This window comes from Pseudomonas sp. B7(2017) (assembly GCF_002112745.1).
Lineage (GTDB): Bacteria > Pseudomonadota > Gammaproteobacteria > Pseudomonadales > Pseudomonadaceae > Aquipseudomonas > Aquipseudomonas ekonensis.
In genome coordinates, this window is sequence record NZ_NEIP01000028.1 from 12,802 (window position 1) to 29,760 (window position 16,959).

Consider the following 16,959-nt stretch of genomic DNA (forward strand, 5'->3'; position numbering starts at 1 on the left):
GCGGCGGTCAGGCCGACGGATGCAGCGCCGCGATCATGTCCACTTCGATGGCCGCGTTCTTGGGCAACTGATACACGCCGACCGTGGTGCGGGTGTGCCGGCCGACATCGCCGAACACGTGGCTGAACACATCCGATGCGCCGTTGGCCACTTCGCTCAGGTCGACGAAGTCCGCCGTGGACTTCACGTAGACCGTGACCCGCAGCAGCGCCTTGACCTTGTCCAGCGAGCCGACGGCATCGACGATCAGCGCCAGCGCGCGCATCGCGCTGATGCTGGCGGCGGCCTGCGCATCCTTGAGCGTCAGCTCCAGGCCGACCCGGCCCGGGTACTGGATCTGGCCGTGGGTGCGCGGCACCAGGCCGCTGATGTACAGCTCGTCGTGATGGCGGATCAGCGGCGCATAGTTGCCGCCGCTGGAGTTCTCGCCATAGATGTCGAAGTTCAGTTCTTTCGCCAGTGCAATGAAGCGTTCGTCGCAGGTCAGCCTTTCCGTCATTTCGCCCAGCCTCTGAATCGATGCATGAAGGACCGCAGGTTTGGATCCAAATCTAGGCCTTTTGCCATTACCGCGCAACCGGCCATTCCCCTCCCCCGGCACCGAAACGCAGGCAAGAAAAAACCCCGTCCATCTTCCGATGGCGGGGTTTTTCTTGAAGCCTGCGAACCTTACTGCGCGTACGTCATCAGCACGTCGCCCGGCACCTTGAAGTCCACCGACATCATCACGCTCAGCGCGGTGATGGTGAAGATCGAGAACACGAACAGCTTGCGTGCCCAGACGGTGTCGTCCACAGCCTTGTTGCCGGTCCAGGCCATGTACAGCCAGTACATGCCCATGGCCGCGGCGACGGCGAAGTAGCTCATGCCGGCGTAGCCGCTCAGGGTCAGCATCAGGGTCGCCGCCAGGAACGCCAGGATGTAGATCAGGATGTGCTTCTTGGCCGTCTCGATCCCGCGCTTCACCGGCAGCACCGGAATCGATGCGGCCTGGTAATCCTTGAAGCGGAAGATCGCGATAGCGTAGGAATGCGGCATCTGCCACAGGCTGAACATCACCAGCAGGGTCAGCGCGGCCATGTCGAAGCTGTTGCTCACGGCCACGTAACCGATCACCGGCGGCATGGCGCCCGACAGACTGCCCACCAGCGTGCCGTGAACCGACTTGCGCTTGAGGTACAGGCTGTAGAAGCCGACGTAGATGATGAAGCCGATCACGGCGAACAGGGCAGCCAACGGGTTGGCCACCTTGTACAGCAACGCAACGCCGGCGACACCCAGGACGGTCGCATAGGCCAGGGCCAGTTTCAGGGACACGAGCCCCTGAACCAGCACCCGGTTCTTGGTGCGCTCCATCTTCAGGTCGATGTCGCGGTCGATGCAGTTGTTGAACACGCAACCGGAGGCCACGACCAGGGAGGTGCCGATCATGGCCGCCAGGAACACGGCCAGATCGACATGCCCTTTGGAGGCCAGGAAGAAGCCGCCTGCCACCGAAAGCACGTTACCGAAAATGATCCCCGGTTTGGTGATTTGGATAAAGTGCTTGAGCGACATCGGGTCTACCTCACTTCGCCATCATGAACGTGTGGATGCTGAACATGATCCACAGCGACAAGCCGACCAGCAGCAGAATCACGATGGCCGTGAAGACGAACGCAATCACGTTGTTGCGCTGCGCCGCGGAACGGTCCAGGTGCAGGAAGTAATACAGGTGAACGATCACCTGGATCACCGCGAACAGCAGGACGATCGCCAGCGTCGTCGCCTTCGGCAGGCTTGGGTACATCACCAGGCCGAACGGGATGACGGTCAGGATCACCGACAGGATGAAGCCGATGGCGTAAGACTTTACGCTGCCGTGGCCAGCATCGTGGCTGTCATGGGAGTGTGCATTAGCCATTACAGGGTCCCCATCAGGTAGACGACGGTGAAGACGCAGATCCAGACCACGTCCAGGAAGTGCCAGAACAGGCTCAGGCAGCTCAGGCGGGTCTTGTTGGTCGACGTCAGGCCATGTTTGTTGACCTGGTACATCATCACCGCCATCCAGATCAGACCGGCGGAAACGTGCAGGCCGTGGGTGCCGACCAGGGTGAAGAACCCGGACAGGAAGCCCGAACGGTTAGGGCCGAAGCCTTCGGAGATCAGCAGGTGGAACTCGTTGATCTCCATGGCGATGAAGCCCGCGCCCAGCAGGAAGGTCATGAACAGCCAACCCAGCACCTGCTGCTTCTTGCCCTTGTACAACGCCAGCATGGCGAAGCCGTAGGTGATCGAACTGAACAGCAGCAGAGCGGTTTCGCCCAGCACGTAAGGCAGTTCGAAGATGTCGTGGCCCGACGGTCCGCCGGCCACGTTGTTCACCAGTACCGCGTACACCGCGAAGATCGACGCAAACAGGATGCAGTCGGTCATCAGGTAGAGCCAGAAACCGTAGACGGTCATCTCGCCCGAGTCGTGGTGATGGTCATCGTGCCCATGGTCATGACCATGGGCGTGTCCAACATTGGTCACTAAGTTCGACATTGTTTAAGCCTGTTCCAACTTGGTTTCAACACGGGTGGCGGACGCCGGGATCTTGCCGGCCGCGACCAGACGCTTGTGCTGCTCGGCTTCGATGCGCTCGATCACGTCGACCGGCACCATGTAGCCCTGATCGTCACGCGCAGCGTGGATCACGAAGTAGATCACGGTGCCTGCCAGGCTCGCGATCGCCAGCCACCAGATGTGCCAGATCATCGCGAAACCGAACACGGTCAGCAGAGCGCCCATCACCACACCGGTGGCGGTGTTGTTCGGCATGTGGATCGGCTCGTACTTGGCCGGCTTCTGGTACGCGGTACCGTTTTCCTTGGCTTCGGTGAACGGGTCGATGCAGTCGGCCTTCGGCAGGACGGCGAAGTTGTAGAACGGTGGCGGCGACGAGGTCGACCATTCCAGGGTATGGGCATTCCACGGGTCGCCGTGTTCGCACATGTTCTCTGGCTTGTTGCGGTCACGCACCGACACGTACAGCTGGATCAGCTGGGAAGCGATACCGAACGCGATCAGCACCGCACCGACCATGGCGACGTACAGGTACGGCACCCACTCAGGGTTGGTGGTGGCGTTCAGGCGACGGGTCATGCCCATGAAGCCCAGTGCGTACAGCGGCATGAACGCGACGAAGAAGCCGACGATCCAGAACCAGAACGCTGCCTTGCCCCAGCCTTCGTGCAGCTTGAAGCCGAACGCTTTAGGGAAGTAGAAGCCGAAGCCTGCGATGTAGCCGAATACCGCGCCGCCGATGATCACGTTGTGGAAGTGCGCGATCACGAACAGGCTGTTGTGCAGCACGAAGTCCGCACCCGGGATGGCCAGCAGTACGCCGGTCATGCCGCCGATGGCGAAGGTCACCATGAAGCCCAGGGTCCACATCACCTGGCTGGTGAAGCGCAGACGGCCCTGGTAGATGGTGAACAGCCAGTTGAACAGCTTCACGCCCGTAGGGATGGAGATCAGCATCGTCGCCAGACCGAAGAAGGCGTTGACGCTGGCGCCCGAGCCCATGGTGAAGAAGTGGTGCAGCCAAACCATGAAGCCCAGCACCGAGATCGCGCCCGAGGCGTAGATCATCGAGTGGTGGCCGAACAGTTTCTTGCCGGTGAACGCCGAGACGACTTCCGAGAAGATGCCGAACGCCGGCAGGATCAGGATGTACACCTCAGGGTGGCCCCAGGCCCAGAACAGGTTGACGTACATCATCGGATTGCCACCAAGTTCGTTGGTGAAAATGTGGAAATCCATGTAACGGTCAAGGGTCAGCAGCGCCAGGGTGGCGGTCAGGATCGGGAACGAAGCCACGATCAGGACGTTGGCCCAGGTGCAGGTCCAGGTGAAGATCGGCATGTCCATCAGCTTCATGCCAGGGGTACGCATTTTCAGAACGGTGGCCAGGAAGTTGACCCCCGTGAGCGTCGTACCCAGGCCCGATAGCTGCAGCGCCCAGATGTAGTAGTCCACACCCACGCCAGGGCTGTATTGCAGGCCCGACAGCGGCGGATAGGCAACCCAGCCGGTCTTGGCGAATTCGCCGACGCCCAGGGACAGGTTGATCAGCACGACGCCGGACACCAGCAGCCAGAAGCTCAGGGAGTTCAGGAACGGGAAGGCAACGTCACGGGCGCCGATCTGCAGCGGAACCGCCAGGTTCATCAGGCCGGTGAAGAATGGCATCGCCATGAAGATGATCATGATCACACCGTGGGCGGTGAAGATCTGGTCATAGTGTTCAGGCGGCAAGTAGCCAGGCGAACCCTCGGTGGCCATGGCCAGCTGGGAACGCATCATGATGGCGTCGGCGAAGCCGCGCAGCAGCATGACCATGGCGACGATGATGTACATCACGCCGATTTTCTTGTGGTCGACCGACGTCAGCCACTCGGTCCACAGGTAGGTCCACTTCTTGAAGTAGGTGATTGCCGCGAACAGCCCCAGACCACCGAGCGCGATCATGGCGATGGTCACCATGACAATCGGCTCGTGGAAAGGAACCGCTTCCCAACTTAATTTACCAAACATCGTTTACTCCTCTGCCCCGGCAGCTGAATGCGAATTCGAGTCCATTTCCGTGGCGGCCACTTCCTTCTCTTTCTTCTCGTGCTTCAGAGGCTTGCCCGGTTTCATGCCTTCGTACTTGTCGACGATGATCTGGAACTGGTTCGGCGTGACCGAGGAGTAGAGCTCAACCGGATTGTTCTGGCTTGGCTTGGAAAGGGCTGCGTATTCAGCTTGATCAAGCTGTTTAGGTGCCTTTTTGACTTCACTTACCCAGGCGTCGAAATCTTCCTGGGAAGTTGCGATAGCCTTGAATTTCATGCCGGTGAAACCAGCGCCGCTGTAGTTGGCGGAGATGCCTTCCATTTCAGCGTTGCGGTCGGCGATCAGGTGCAGCTTGGTCTGCATGCCTGCCATCGCGTAGATCTGGCCGCCCAGGCCCGGGATGAAGAACGAGTTCATCACGGCGTCGGAGGTGATCTTGAAGTTGATCGGCGTGTGCGCCGGGAACACGATCTTGTTGACCGTGGCGATGCCTTGTTCCGGATAGATGAACAGCCATTTCCAGTCCAGCGCGACCACTTCGATGGTCACAGGCTTGACGTCGGATTCGATCGGGCGATAAGGATCCAGCGAGTGGGTCGACTTATAGGTGATGTAGCCCAGGGCGATGATGATCAGGACAGGGATGGTCCAGACGGCCACTTCGATCTTGGTCGAGTGCGACCATTTCGGGGTGTAGACGGCGTTCTTGTTGGAGGCGCGGTACTTCCAGGCGAACAGGAAGGTCATCACGATGACCGGCACCACGACCAACAGCATCAGCAGCGTGGCGGTGATGATCAGGTTGCGCTGTTCCAGGCCGATCTGGCCCGTTGGATTGAGCAAGGTCATGTTGCAGCCTCCCAGCAGCAACGTGCCGAGCAGCGGCACTAGGCCTAGTAATCTGGGGTACCTGTTTTTACTCATCTCACGACCTCTAAAGCAGCTTGCGCAATGCAGTTGGGTTTTGATCGCCAACACTTCACCCTGCCAAGGGTTGGCATTTTCTTTGGATTGAATAAGGGCCGCCCGTCGCGCGTCAGACGCTCGACAAATCCTGGGACAGCGGTCAGTTCTTATTCGAATTCGTGGTCAAAGGCCTTGTTACAGACCAATTCCATTTGGTGCGGAAAGTTGGAAGGCACCGACACCTGGGTATCGCGGCAGGCCTCATGGCCGCCTCGATACCCGACTTCCTGCCTGTGCCTTTATAAGGACGGGCAGTGCCGGGAATTCAGTGCGGGCGATTGTAGTGAGGTAGCGCCCCCGACACCATGTCTCATCCCGAAATAATTTTTATCCCTCAGAGCAACAATCCATCACCGTTTTTGCAAAAGTGGCGCATGGTATCGAAATCGATTCTCAACAAAAACACCAAAAAATGTAGGTGTACCCGCCCCAGATCAGACAGCTCCGAAGGCATTTTCCCGATCCCCGATCGGCGTAAACCCCGATAACCAAAGGGTTCTGGCCAAATGCCAGATGTTGTTAAAACTGCCTGCCGGAACGACGCTGAATAAATGCTGACAAATGTCGAAACAGAACCGTTCGCTTGCCTGATCCTGCGTCACCCCTGTCCTGAAAACGACACCGCGGCGCAATGTGTGTGACAACATGTCGCACACTTGCCGCACCGTTCGTTGCCGTTCGTCACGACGTTTTCACACGGCCCCTGAAATGGCACGGCGCCCCGATCTCCGAACCCGGAAATCGGGGCGCCGTCCTGTATCGGCAAGCCTTGGGATAAGTTGACTCAGCGCAACGCCCGGCGGTTGCGCGCGGTCAGCAGCGGCACCAGGATCACCACCAGCACGAAGGCCAGCAGCGCCCACTGGGCCAGCGACAGGCCGAGGATCGGCGGGTACGGCGTCGAGCAGAAACCGTCCACCTGGAAGCCCAGCGGGAAGATCTTCGCCAGCGGCAGGTCATCGACGATCGGCTGCAGCACATCGATGCCGCAGCTCACCGCCGGGTAGAACTGGGTGTACACGTGATGCCCCGCCACCCCGGCCCCGGCCAGCGCGCAGACCACCACCAGCGCCTCGAACACCGTGATGCTGCGGCGAGTGCGCATGGCGGCGCCGATGAACGCGAACAGCGCGATCAGCAGCAACGCATAGCGCTGCAGGATGCACAGCGGGCACGGCGCCTCGCCCAGCACGATCTGCATGTACAGCGCCCCGCCGATCAGCGCCAGGCAGATGATGCCCAGCAACACCAGCCAGCGCCGCTCACGTCCCAACCGAATCGATTCCTCGCTCATCGCGTTTCCCTTTCATGTCCATGGTTCAGCCGGCCGGCGCCTGCGCCTGCAGTTGCGCCATCAGGCTGATGTTGTCTTCGATATGCCAATTGGCCGCGATCCGGCCATTGTCGATCTGATAGATATCGGTTGCCCGGAAGTCTACACGCTGGCCCTGCCCTTTGAGAGCCTTGAAGGTGCCGGTGAAATGCCCGCGAAAGTGCAGATGCACCACAACGCGGTCGCCGGCGACGATCATCTGCTCGATCTCGCAGCTCAGGTCCGGCACCGCCGTGCGGAAGAACCTGGACGCCAGCAACGGGCCGGTCGGCCCCTGCACCCGGCCTTGCGGCGGGGTCATGTCGACGAACTGCGGCGACAGCGCCGCCGTGGCCAACGCCTCCTCCCCCGAGTTCCAGAAACTGCCGTAGCGCCGCGCCGCCAGCTCCATCGCCTCTTGCTGCGCCTTGGGCAGGCTCCGGTCAACGGTCAGGCTTTGGGGCTTGATCAAGGCGGATTCGGCAGACGCGAACGGGCTGGCGAGCAAGGCAGCCGACAGGCCCAATGCGGCCAGGCTGAAACGGCGGGAGAAGGTGAGGTGCGACATGGGGCGATCCTGATCCTGTAAACGAACGAGCGCCTATCATCAGCATCGGGGAATAAACGATAAACCGGTTAAGAAACGATTAACCTTTAAACACTTTTTAAGAATCGGGACCGCATCACGGCCAATCGCGGGCAAGCCCGCTCCCACAGTGTTTTGCAGTGGCCGCACTTTCTGCATCCACCACGGTTCCTGTGGGAGCGGGCTTGCCCGCGATGAAGGCCACCCGGTTTCAGATCACTCCAACGCAGCCGCCGGCCCGAAGAACTCGAAACGGCTCTGCGCCTCCGGCACGCCCAGCGCCTTGAGGTGGCGCTTGATGGCCGCCATGAAGCCCTTCGGCCCCAGGAAGTAGGCGTCCACGTCACGCTGCGCCGGCAGCCATTGGCCCAGTTGCTCCTCGCTCAACAGCCCGACCTTGTCCGCCGCCGGGCTCACGCCGTCGTCCTCGGCGTAGCAGTAGAAGCGCTTGAGCTGCGGGTGACGCTCGGCCAGCCCGTCGACCCAGTCGCGGAACGCATGCACGCCGCCGTTGCGCGCGCAGTGGATGAAGTGCACCGGACGCTCGGTCTCCAGCGCCGCCTCCAGCATCGCCAAGGTCGGCGTGATGCCGACGCCGCCGCTGATCAGCACCAGCGGTTTGTCGCTGTCGGTCAGGGTGAACTCGCCCGACGGCGGGAACAGCTGGATACTCGCCCCGACGTGCAGCTGGTCATGCAGGTGATTGGAGGCGCGTCCGCCGGGCTCGCGCTTGACGCTGATGCGGTACTGGCCGTTGTTCGCCAGCGCCGACAGCGAGTAGTTGCGGCGGATCTCTTCGCCGTCGAGGATCAGTTTCATGCCGATGTACTGGCCAGGCTCGGCCGCAAGGATCGGGCCCTTGTCCGCCGGCTCGAAGTAGAACGAGATGATTTCCGCGCTCTCCTCGACCTTGGCCGCGACGATGAACTCCCGCGCCCCGCGCCATCCGCCGGGGGCCTGTTCCTTCTGGTCGTAGATGGCGGATTCGGCGCCGATCAGGATGTCGGCGAGCTGGCCGTAGGCCGCGCCCCAGGCGCTCATGACGTCAGGCGTCGCGATCTCGTCGCCCAGCACTTCGGAAATCGCGCGCAGCAGGCAGCTGCCGACGATCGGGTAGTGCTCCGGCAGGATCTGCAACGCCACGTGCTTGTTGATGATCTTGGCCACCAGATCGCCCAACTGGTCGAGCTGGTCGATGTGGCGGGCGTACATCAGCACGCCGTTGGCCAAGGCCCGGGGCTGGTCGCCGCTGGCCTGGTGGGCCTGGTTGAACAGCGGGCGCACCTCAGGGTATTCGGACAGCATCATCCGGTAGAAATGGGTGATCAGCGCTTCGCCGCCGCTCTCCAGCAGCGGCACGGTGGATTTGATGATTGCACGGTCCTGAACGCTAAGCATAAGGGTGACTCCTGAGCTTTCTTGATTAATGTCTTAAGCGTTTCAGCTTTCATGCCAAGTTTTTTATTGAATAAAATCAATGAGTTATAAATAGCGTAGTCATATCGACACAGGCGCGCGTATAGTCACGCCGACTACACAGAGTCCGAATGACTACCACCATGTCCGCCAAACCCCTGCTCACCGCCCTGCTCCCCTTGGTCGCCGACCTGTCCCGCGAACTGCCCGAGGGCGAGCGCTACCGACGCCTGCTCGAAGCCATGCGCGCGCTACTGCCGTGCGACGCCGCCGCGCTGCTGCGCCTGGACGGTGATTGCCTGGTGCCGCTGGCGGTGGACGGCTTGAGCGCCGACACCCTGGGGCGGCGCTTCAAGGTCAGCGAGCACCCGCGTTTCGAAGTGCTGCTGGCGGGCGCAGGACCGACCCGCTTCGCCGCCGACAGCGAACTGCCCGACCCCTACGACGGTCTGGTGGACGGGCTGGCCGACCACCTGGAAGTCCATGACTGCCTCGGCTGCCCGCTGTTTGTCGATGAACGGCTGTGGGGCCTGATCACCCTCGACGCCCTCGACCCCGAACGCTTCGAGCCGATCGAGCTCGACGCCCTGCAAGCCTTCGCCAGCCTGGCCTCGGCCACGGTGAACGCCGCCGAGCGCATTGAACGCCTGGCGCTGCGCGCCGAAGACGAACACCAGCGAGCCGAGGTCTATCGCCAGGCCAGCGGCCAGCTGCACCGGGAAATGATCGGCCAGAGCAAGGCCCATAAACGCCTGGTGGAAGAGATCCAACTGGTGGGCGGCAGCGACCTGACCGTACTGATCACCGGCGAGACCGGGGTCGGCAAGGAACTGGTGGCCCAGGCGATCCACGCCGCCTCGCCCCGCGCCGACAAACCGATCATCAGCCTCAACTGCGCCGCCCTGCCGGACACCCTGGTGGAAAGCGAACTGTTCGGCCACGTGCGTGGCGCCTTCACCGGCGCCACCGCCGACCGGCGCGGCAAGTTCGAACTGGCCAACGGCGGCACGCTGTTCCTCGATGAGGTCGGCGAGCTGTCGCTGACCGTCCAGGCCAAACTGTTGCGGGTGCTGCAGAGCGGTCAGCTGCAGCGCCTGGGCTCGGACAAGGAACACCAGGTGGACGTGCGCCTGATCGCCGCCACCAACCGCGACCTGGCCGACGAAGTGCGCAACGGCCGCTACCGCGCCGACTTCTACCACCGCCTGAGCGTGTACCCCTTGCGGGTGCCGGCCCTGCGCGACCGGGGCCGCGACGTGCTGCTGCTCAGCGGCTTTTTCCTGGAGCAGAACCGCTCGCGCATGGGCCTGGGCAGCCTGCGCCTGAGCGCCGACGCCCAGGAGGCGCTGCTGGCCTACACTTGGCCGGGCAACGTGCGCGAACTGGAACACCTGATCGGCCGCAGCGCGCTCAAGGCGCTGGGCAACTGCAAGGTACGGCCGAAGATCCTCACCTTGCATGCGGCGGACCTCGACTTGCCCCGCGAGGTTGTGGATAACCTGGCGCCGCCGGTCGCCGCAGCCGCCCTGCCCTTGCCCGGCGCAGACCTGCGCAGCGCCACCGAGCAGTACCAGCGCCAGCTGATCGGCGCCGCCCTGGAACGCCACCGGGACAACTGGGCCAGCGCCGCCCGCGAACTGGGGCTGGACCGGGCGAACCTGGGGCGGCTGGCCAAAAGGCTGGGGATGAAATGACCGCCACGCCGTCCGATTGGCGCCAGAATCCCTAAAGCCTGCCGGCATCAAGTCGATAACCCGGCATCGATACCTGCTGGCGATCCGTGGATCGCCGCTCACCTTTTTCAACAGAAGGTTTTTATGTCTTCCAACAAAGCCCGCGCAGATTCACTTTCGCTTCTGCTGTTTACCTTGCGCAGCGGCAAGCTGATGGCGATCAACCTGCTGAAAGTCAGTGAAATCATCCCCTGCCCGCCGCTGACCAAGCTGCCGGAGTCGCACCCCCACGTCAAAGGCATCGCCACCCTGCGCGGGACGTCGCTGTCGGTCATCGACCTGAGCCGCGCCATCGGCGAGCGGCCGCTGGAGGATCCCAACGGCGGCTGCCTGATCGTCACCGACGTCAGCCGTTCGAAACAGGGCCTGCACGTGCAGGCGGTGAGCAAGATCGTCCACTGCCTGACCACCGACATCAAGCCGCCGCCCTTCGGCTCCGGCGGCTCGCGTGCCTACATCACCGGCGTCACGTCGGTGGACGGCACGCTGGTGCAGGTGCTGGACATCGAAAAGGTCATCCACGGCATCGCCCCGGTGGAGATCGACCTGACCCCGACCGAACTGAGCATGGAAGACGCCGAAGTGCTGGGCAACGCACGCATCCTGGTGGTGGACGACAGCCAGGTGGCGCTGCAGCAATCGGTGCACACCCTGCGCAACCTCGGCCTGGAATGCCACACCGCCCGCAGCGCCAAGGAAGCCATCGGCTGCCTGCTGGACCTGCAAGGCACCGCGCAGGAGATCAACCTGATCGTCTCGGACATCGAAATGTCGGAGATGGACGGCTACGCCTTCACCCGCACCCTGCGCGAGACGCCAGACTTCGCCCACCTCTATGTGCTGCTGCACACCTCGCTCGACAGCGCGATGAACAGCGAAAAGGCCCGTCAGGCCGGCGCCAACGGAGTGCTGACCAAGTTCTCCTCGCCGGAACTCACCCACTGTCTGATCGAAGCGGCCAAGTACGTCGCCGCCCAGGGCCATTGACCGATGGCCGAGACCTTCTGCTACCTGATGCGGCGCGACCTGAGCCAGGACGTGCCGCCCATCGAGTGGCCGAACGGGATCGGACTCACCACCTACCGCACCGAACTGGCGCCGGCGGTGCACCGCCTGATGGAGCTCGGCTACCGCGAAGGCGGCGGCCGGGTGCCTGCGCTGGAACACTGGCAAGCGCAGTTCGAGAGCGACCCGGAATACGACCCGACGCTGTGCCTGATCGCCAGCGATGCCGAGGGCATCGCTGGCGTGGCGCAGTGCTGGACCAGTTCGTACCTGAAGAACCTGGTGGTGCATCCCCGCCTTCAGGGCCGGGGCCTGGGTCGGGCGCTGCTGCTGGAGGTGTTCAGGGTGTTTCGGGCGCGCCACGAAGGCTTCGTCGACCTGAAGGTGCTGGAAGACAACCTGCGCGCGCAACGCCTGTACGAAAGCGCCGGGATGTACGTGGTCCACCGCGAGCCCGTGCCCGACTGACCCGATCGCTTACCGCAGAACTTTGTGGGAGCCAGCCTGCTGGCGATGGCGTCCGTGCTCGCGAATGGCCAGCACTGACAACCGCCCCCCATCAGGCATACTCCGAACCTTGGACACCCACCCCCAAGGATGCCGAACCATGAAAGCCCTCACCCTCTTCTGCCTCGCGGCCCTCGCCCCGCTGGCCCAGGCCTCCAGCCCCGACGCCTGGGCCGCCCACGACAAAGCCGTGCTCGCCGCCTGCACCCAGGCCAGCGGCCTGAAAGCCCCCAAGCCCGTCGGCACCGCCGCGCCGTTCGACGACCGGGTCGGCTACACCGCCGTGCTGCTGCAGGGCCAGTACCCGCAAAAACACATGAAAGGCCAGCAAGGCACCGAGCTGTGCCTGTACGACAGAAAGGCCAAGAGCGCCTACGTCACCGAATGGGACTCGGTGCGGCCGACCGCCAAGGGTCGGTGAATGGCGTGCAACTTGCTTCGCCAGGGCTCAGCCCGGCGGCTTTCCGTCGCCGCTCCACCTCCTGACCGAAGATTGGCCGTTCAATGAATACGACGTTTTCCTGCGTGGGCTGCGGCAAATGCTGCACCGACCACCATGTGCCCCTGACCCTGGCCGAAACCCGCATGTGGGCGGCGGACGGCGGTCAAGTGATCGTGCTGGTGGAGGCGTTCCTCGGCAACGGCCTGGGCTTGCCGGCGCAGCAGCGCGAGCACGCCGAGCGCCGTTCGGCCGTGGTGCGCAGCGCAGAGGCCCACGTCCACGTGGCGATCACCTTCGCCGCCTACAACGTCGGCCCCTGCCGGAATCTTGACGACGACAAGCGCTGCCGCATCTACGAACGCCGCCCGCTGGTGTGCCGCATCTACCCGGCGGAGATCAACCCGCACATCCCGCTCAACCCCGCCGCCAAGGACTGCCCGCCGGAATCCTGGACCCAGGGGCCGGAGCTGATCGTCGGCGGGGAGTTGGTGGACCGAGAACTGGTGGAACTGATCCAGCGGTCGCGCCAGGCGGACCGCGACGACATCCGCATCAAGGAGGCGGTCTGCGGACTGCTCGGCATCCGCACCACCGCACTCAAGGGCGACGGCTTCACCGCGTACCTGCCGGACATGGCGGCGCTGGCCGGCGTGATCGACCAAGTGACGGCGCAACCGCTGGCCGAGACGCCGGGTGAATGGCAGTTCCATGTCTCCGGCGATGACATTGCCGGGCAAGTGCGGGCGGCGGGGGCGCAGGTGGTGACGGAGCCGGCGCTGACCTATGCCTTCATTCCGCTGCGAGCGGCCTGATTCGGATCTTGCACCGGGGCTGGTGGCCTCATCGCTAGCAAGCTAGCTCCCACAGGGTCCGCGTCGTTCACTGATTTTGAGCCCCCATGTCACCTGTGGGAGCCTGCGGCGCCTGGGCTGCCGCCATCGCCAGCAGGCTGGCTCCCACAGGGATCCCGGTCGTGCGCAAATCCCTGCACACCCAAAAACCTGTGGGAGCTGCGGTGCGACGATTCGACTTGCCCGCGAAGAGACCCGTCCGGCAACGCCCCCCGTGGGAGCCAGCCTGCTGGCGATGAGGCCGGCCGGAACACCCTCAATCCCTGACCTGACGCCGCCCCCAGAACTCCCGCGCCAACGACCGCAGGTCCCCCGCCAGCCCCGCCACGTCCTGCGAATTGGCCTGACTCTGCCGCCCTTCGTCCACCGTCACCTCGCAGGCCGAGCGGATGCTGACGATGTTGCGGTTGATGTCCTCGCTCACCGCGCTCTGCTCCTCCACCGCCGCCGCGATCTGCAGGCTCATTTCGGTGATCTGCCCCACACGCCCGCTGATGCCGTCCAATGCCTGCGCCGCCCGCTTCGCCTGTTCGACGCTGTTGTCCACATGCTCGCCGCTCTGCTGCATGGCCAGCACCGCGTCCCGGGCGCCGTTCTGCAGGGTGCTGATCATCCGCTGGATCTCGTTGGTCGATTGCTGGGTACGCTGGGCCAGCCCCCGCACTTCGTCGGCCACCACCGCGAACCCGCGCCCGGCATCCCCGGCCCGCGCCGCTTCGATGGCAGCGTTGAGCGCCAGCAGGTTGGTCTGCTCGGCGATGCTGCGGATCACCTCCAGCACCCCGGAAATCTCGCTGCTGTGGCCTTCCAGTTGATGGATCACCTCGGTCGCCCGGCCCAGCTCCTCGGCCAGGCGCAGCACCGCCGTGCGGCTTTCGCCGACCAGCAGATGCCCTTCACGGGTTTCCGTGCCGGCCATGTCCGCCGCCACCGAGGCCTGCTGGGCATGGCTGGCCACCTCGGCGACACTGGCCGCCATCTGATGGATCGCTGCCGCCACTTGATCGGTCTCAGCCTGCTGGGCCAGGCTGCTGGTGTGGCTGCTGTGCAGGTGATCGACCAATTGCGCGGCATGCCCGGCCAGCCGCTGCGAAGCGTCGCCGATCCGCCCGACGACCGCGCCGACCTGGGCCTCCAGCATCTGCAAGGCAAACTCGATCTGGCCGAACTCGTCCCGCCGGCCGGTGTAGATGCCCTGGCTCAAGGGGTTGTCGGCGATTGTTTGCGCCCGCGCGGTCAAGCGCTCCAGCGGCCGCAGCAGCCAGCCCACGCCCAGGGCGCAGACCGCGCTGCCGACCACGAACGCCCCGGCATCGATCCACAACGACTCCGGCCGCAACCACGCTTCGGTGCCCAGCACCAGCGCCAGCAACGCGCTGGCCAGCGCCGTGATCCGCCCCCGCAACCCCAGCACCGGCAGGCGCGCCCAAGGCGACGTGCGACCTTCGCGCAACCGCGCATAGGCCCGCTCCGCCGCCGCCACCAGCCGCGCGTCCGGCCGGGTGCGCACCGACTGGTACTCCACCGCCGCGCCGTTCTGCGTCACCGGCGTGACATAGGCACTGACCCAGTAATGATCACCGTTCTTGCAGCGGTTCTTCACCAGCCCCATCCAGGAACGCCCGCGCTTGAGCGTCTGCCACATGTGGGCGAACGCCTGGGGCGGCATGTCCGGATGGCGCAGCAGGTTGTGCGGCGCGCCCAGCAGCTCGTCACGGCCATAACCGCAGATGTTGATGAAGTCGTCGTTGGCGTAGGTGATCGCGCTGTTCAGATCGGTGGTCGAGAGGATGTTCGCATCGGGCGCAACATCGACGTTGCGCCCGGTCACCGGGAGATTGATCTTCATGGAGAGCGCGCTCGTTTTATTGGAAAGAGTCGGCAGGGCTGCTGACTCTAAGCGCACTCATTGGATAAACGTTGATCTGGCTCAGGATCTGAGCAATTAGCCATCACTGCGACGGAAAATCGCAGCCGATGGCCGCACATCGGTGCCGGATCAGCGCTTGCCCATCGACCGCCGGGTGCCGGGCGGCGCCATGCCGGGGACTTTGGTGTGGCCGTTCTTGGCGCCGTTCTTGTACCACGGCTGGTTGGAACCCTTGGCGGCGGCCAGCTCACCGGGCCTGAACGGGAACTTGAAGTCCGGGATGGCCGACGGGGTTTCGCTGGCGTCAGGTTGAACGGCCGGGGCGTCGGTCACGGCATCGTCGGTGGGGGCAGTCATGGGGGCTCCGGGGAGGCGGGAGGTCGGCTCCGGAAGGGAGCCGAGAAAGCGCGCAGTATACCTGCGCGCCACCACTTTACAGCCCCGAAAAAGGAACCGGCCGGCCTCATGCCGAGACTGTTCGATGGGCGGAACGCTCCGGCCTCACGCCAACGGCGCCACCCGGTCCAGCGCCCGGTTCACCGCCAGCTCGGCGAGCATGACGATCTGCTGGATCCCCAATGCCATGCTGCGATGCGGGCCGCTGAGCTCATTGGCGAAGTTGCTGACCAGGATGCTGGCCGACGCCAGGGACTCACAGGCGTCGGCCAGCAGGTTCTCGTTGCCGATGTTGGGGCAGACCGTGTACATCGCACTCGGCTGACGGCGCTTGTGGGGTTCCGGGCTGAGGTAGAAATCGAGGGCCCGTTTGACGGCTTGCTCGTTTCTGGCTTGCTCTTCGGCGCGCCTGGCGTCGGCGAGTGGGGTTGTTGAGGGTGGGTCGGGGATCAATTTATCCATCACGCATTTCCTTATGAAATTGCACCTTCATTCCCGATCTCACCCGTGGAATGAGGTGGCAGCTATGTACGGAGTGAGATTACCGGTAAGGAAACTAAACCCGGCCAGACCGAAGCCTGCCCGCACATAACCGCCATAAAGAACTGCTGACAGCCTGAGCTGGCGGCAATTATGGGGGCGCTTGCGTTAGTTTCCAAATTGAACAGCCGGGCATCTCACCTCCCGGTCGCTGAATGGCCAGCGACGGGGAAAGACTAGAGAGCGGGCTTCCGACGGACAACCTGAAAACCTTGTGGGAGGGTTCGGCAAATCTGCAACAGCCTTTAAACATTTCGGTTCTGAAATGCAGTGAGGTTCTATGGGGATTGGGGTGGTCAGGTAGAGATTGATTGGCTGGCAGGCCGCTATCGCCAGCAGGCTGGCTCCTACAGTTGGATCGGGGGCAGTCAGGTGGGGATTGGTTGGCTGGCAGGCCGTTATCGCCAGCAGGCTGGCTCCCACAAGGGATTGAGGTGGTCGGGGAGGGATTGGTCGGCTGGCAGGCCGCCATCGCTGGCAAGCCAGCTCCCACAGGGATTGAGGTGGTCTGGGAGGGATTGCTCGGCTGGCAGGCCGCCATCGCTGGCAAGTCGAGTCGTCGCACCGCAGCTCCCACAAGTAGCCCGGTGCCCACAAAATCCAGGCACACCACAAAAACCTGTGGGAGCCGGCTTGCCGGCGATGACGGTGAGTCAGTCACCACAGATGTCGGCAGTGCCGGCCCCATCGCTGGCAAGTCGAGTCGTCGCACCGCAGCTCCCACAGGGAATTGTGTCGGGCAGTCAGAAAC

General features: G+C 63.5%; 17 protein-coding genes and 1 pseudogene. 5 read left to right on the forward strand and 13 right to left on the reverse strand.

Going from position 1 to position 16,959, the window contains the following annotated elements; all coding sequences use genetic code 11:
• Positions 1–7: 7 nt before the first annotated feature.
• The 9 genes from CAG29_RS27400 to hmpA all read right to left on the reverse strand — a co-directional run bounded on the left by CAG29_RS27400 (position 8) and on the right by hmpA (position 8,846).
• On the reverse strand, positions 8–499 hold the full coding sequence (locus CAG29_RS27400) for a RidA family protein (protein ID WP_085584908.1): 492 nt from the start codon (positions 497–499) through the stop codon (positions 8–10).
• 170 nt (positions 500–669) lie between these two features.
• The gene (gene cyoE, locus CAG29_RS27405) at positions 670–1,557 is read right to left on the reverse strand and encodes a heme o synthase (RefSeq protein WP_085584906.1); all 888 of its coding nucleotides are present in this window, start codon (positions 1,555–1,557) and stop codon (positions 670–672) included.
• A 10-nt stretch (positions 1,558–1,567) separates the two neighbouring features.
• Entirely contained in the window at positions 1,568–1,903 is a 336-nt protein-coding gene (gene cyoD / locus CAG29_RS27410) for a cytochrome o ubiquinol oxidase subunit IV (RefSeq protein WP_085584904.1), read from the reverse strand.
• Positions 1,903–2,529, reverse strand: coding sequence for a cytochrome o ubiquinol oxidase subunit III (locus tag CAG29_RS27415; protein WP_085584902.1), 627 nt, complete (start codon positions 2,527–2,529; stop codon positions 1,903–1,905). Before CAG29_RS27415 ends, cyoD begins: the two co-directional genes overlap by 1 nt.
• A gap of 3 nt (positions 2,530–2,532) precedes the next feature.
• Positions 2,533–4,563 (reverse strand): cytochrome o ubiquinol oxidase subunit I, encoded by a 2,031-nt coding sequence (cyoB, locus tag CAG29_RS27420; protein WP_085584900.1) that lies wholly within the window; start codon positions 4,561–4,563, stop codon positions 2,533–2,535.
• A gap of 3 nt (positions 4,564–4,566) precedes the next feature.
• Positions 4,567–5,508 carry a ubiquinol oxidase subunit II gene (gene cyoA / locus CAG29_RS27425; protein WP_085584898.1) on the reverse strand — a complete coding sequence of 314 codons (942 nt, stop codon included), beginning with the start codon at positions 5,506–5,508 and terminating at the stop codon, positions 4,567–4,569.
• Between the two features lie 826 nt (positions 5,509–6,334).
• Positions 6,335–6,844: a disulfide bond formation protein B gene (locus CAG29_RS27435; RefSeq protein WP_085584896.1), complete on the reverse strand. Its 510-nt coding sequence runs from the start codon at positions 6,842–6,844 to the stop codon at positions 6,335–6,337.
• Positions 6,845–6,869: 25 nt separating this feature from the next.
• The gene (locus CAG29_RS27440) at positions 6,870–7,430 is read right to left on the reverse strand and encodes an ester cyclase (RefSeq protein WP_085584894.1); all 561 of its coding nucleotides are present in this window, start codon (positions 7,428–7,430) and stop codon (positions 6,870–6,872) included.
• 234 nt (positions 7,431–7,664) lie between these two features.
• Positions 7,665–8,846 (reverse strand): NO-inducible flavohemoprotein, encoded by a 1,182-nt coding sequence (gene hmpA, locus CAG29_RS27445; protein WP_085584892.1) that lies wholly within the window; start codon positions 8,844–8,846, stop codon positions 7,665–7,667.
• 161 nt (positions 8,847–9,007) lie between these two features.
• Here hmpA and norR point away from each other — a divergent pair, with 161 nt between their 5' ends.
• The 5 genes from norR to CAG29_RS27470 all read left to right on the forward strand — a co-directional run bounded on the left by norR (position 9,008) and on the right by CAG29_RS27470 (position 13,363).
• Positions 9,008–10,558, forward strand: coding sequence for a nitric oxide reductase transcriptional regulator NorR (norR, locus tag CAG29_RS27450; RefSeq protein ID WP_085695430.1), 1,551 nt, complete (start codon positions 9,008–9,010; stop codon positions 10,556–10,558).
• A 123-nt stretch (positions 10,559–10,681) separates the two neighbouring features.
• A complete protein-coding gene (locus tag CAG29_RS27455; protein ID WP_085584887.1) occupies positions 10,682–11,584 on the forward strand; it encodes a chemotaxis protein CheV in 903 nt (300 codons plus the stop codon).
• Between the two features lie 3 nt (positions 11,585–11,587).
• Positions 11,588–12,070, forward strand: coding sequence for an N-acetyltransferase (locus CAG29_RS27460; RefSeq protein ID WP_256575609.1), 483 nt, complete (start codon positions 11,588–11,590; stop codon positions 12,068–12,070).
• Positions 12,071–12,209: 139 nt separating this feature from the next.
• Entirely contained in the window at positions 12,210–12,530 is a 321-nt protein-coding gene (locus tag CAG29_RS27465) for a hypothetical protein (RefSeq protein ID WP_085584885.1), read from the forward strand.
• A gap of 83 nt (positions 12,531–12,613) precedes the next feature.
• Complete coding sequence (locus CAG29_RS27470) at positions 12,614–13,363, forward strand: YkgJ family cysteine cluster protein (protein ID WP_085584883.1); 750 nt, start codon at positions 12,614–12,616, stop codon at positions 13,361–13,363.
• A 295-nt stretch (positions 13,364–13,658) separates the two neighbouring features.
• Here CAG29_RS27470 and CAG29_RS27475 read toward each other — a convergent pair whose 3' ends face one another.
• The 4 genes and pseudogenes from CAG29_RS27475 to CAG29_RS27485 all read right to left on the reverse strand — a co-directional run bounded on the left by CAG29_RS27475 (position 13,659) and on the right by CAG29_RS27485 (position 16,130).
• The gene (locus CAG29_RS27475; RefSeq protein ID WP_371856117.1) at positions 13,659–14,762 is read right to left on the reverse strand and encodes a methyl-accepting chemotaxis protein; all 1,104 of its coding nucleotides are present in this window, start codon (positions 14,760–14,762) and stop codon (positions 13,659–13,661) included.
• Positions 14,763–14,969: 207 nt separating this feature from the next.
• Positions 14,970–15,251 (reverse strand): annotated as a pseudogene (locus CAG29_RS29200) (PAS domain-containing protein); the annotation flags it as partial.
• A 150-nt stretch (positions 15,252–15,401) separates the two neighbouring features.
• Positions 15,402–15,629: a hypothetical protein gene (locus CAG29_RS27480; RefSeq protein ID WP_085584879.1), complete on the reverse strand. Its 228-nt coding sequence runs from the start codon at positions 15,627–15,629 to the stop codon at positions 15,402–15,404.
• A 144-nt stretch (positions 15,630–15,773) separates the two neighbouring features.
• Entirely contained in the window at positions 15,774–16,130 is a 357-nt protein-coding gene (locus CAG29_RS27485) for a DUF6124 family protein (protein ID WP_085584877.1), read from the reverse strand.
• Positions 16,131–16,959: the final 829 nt, after the last annotated feature.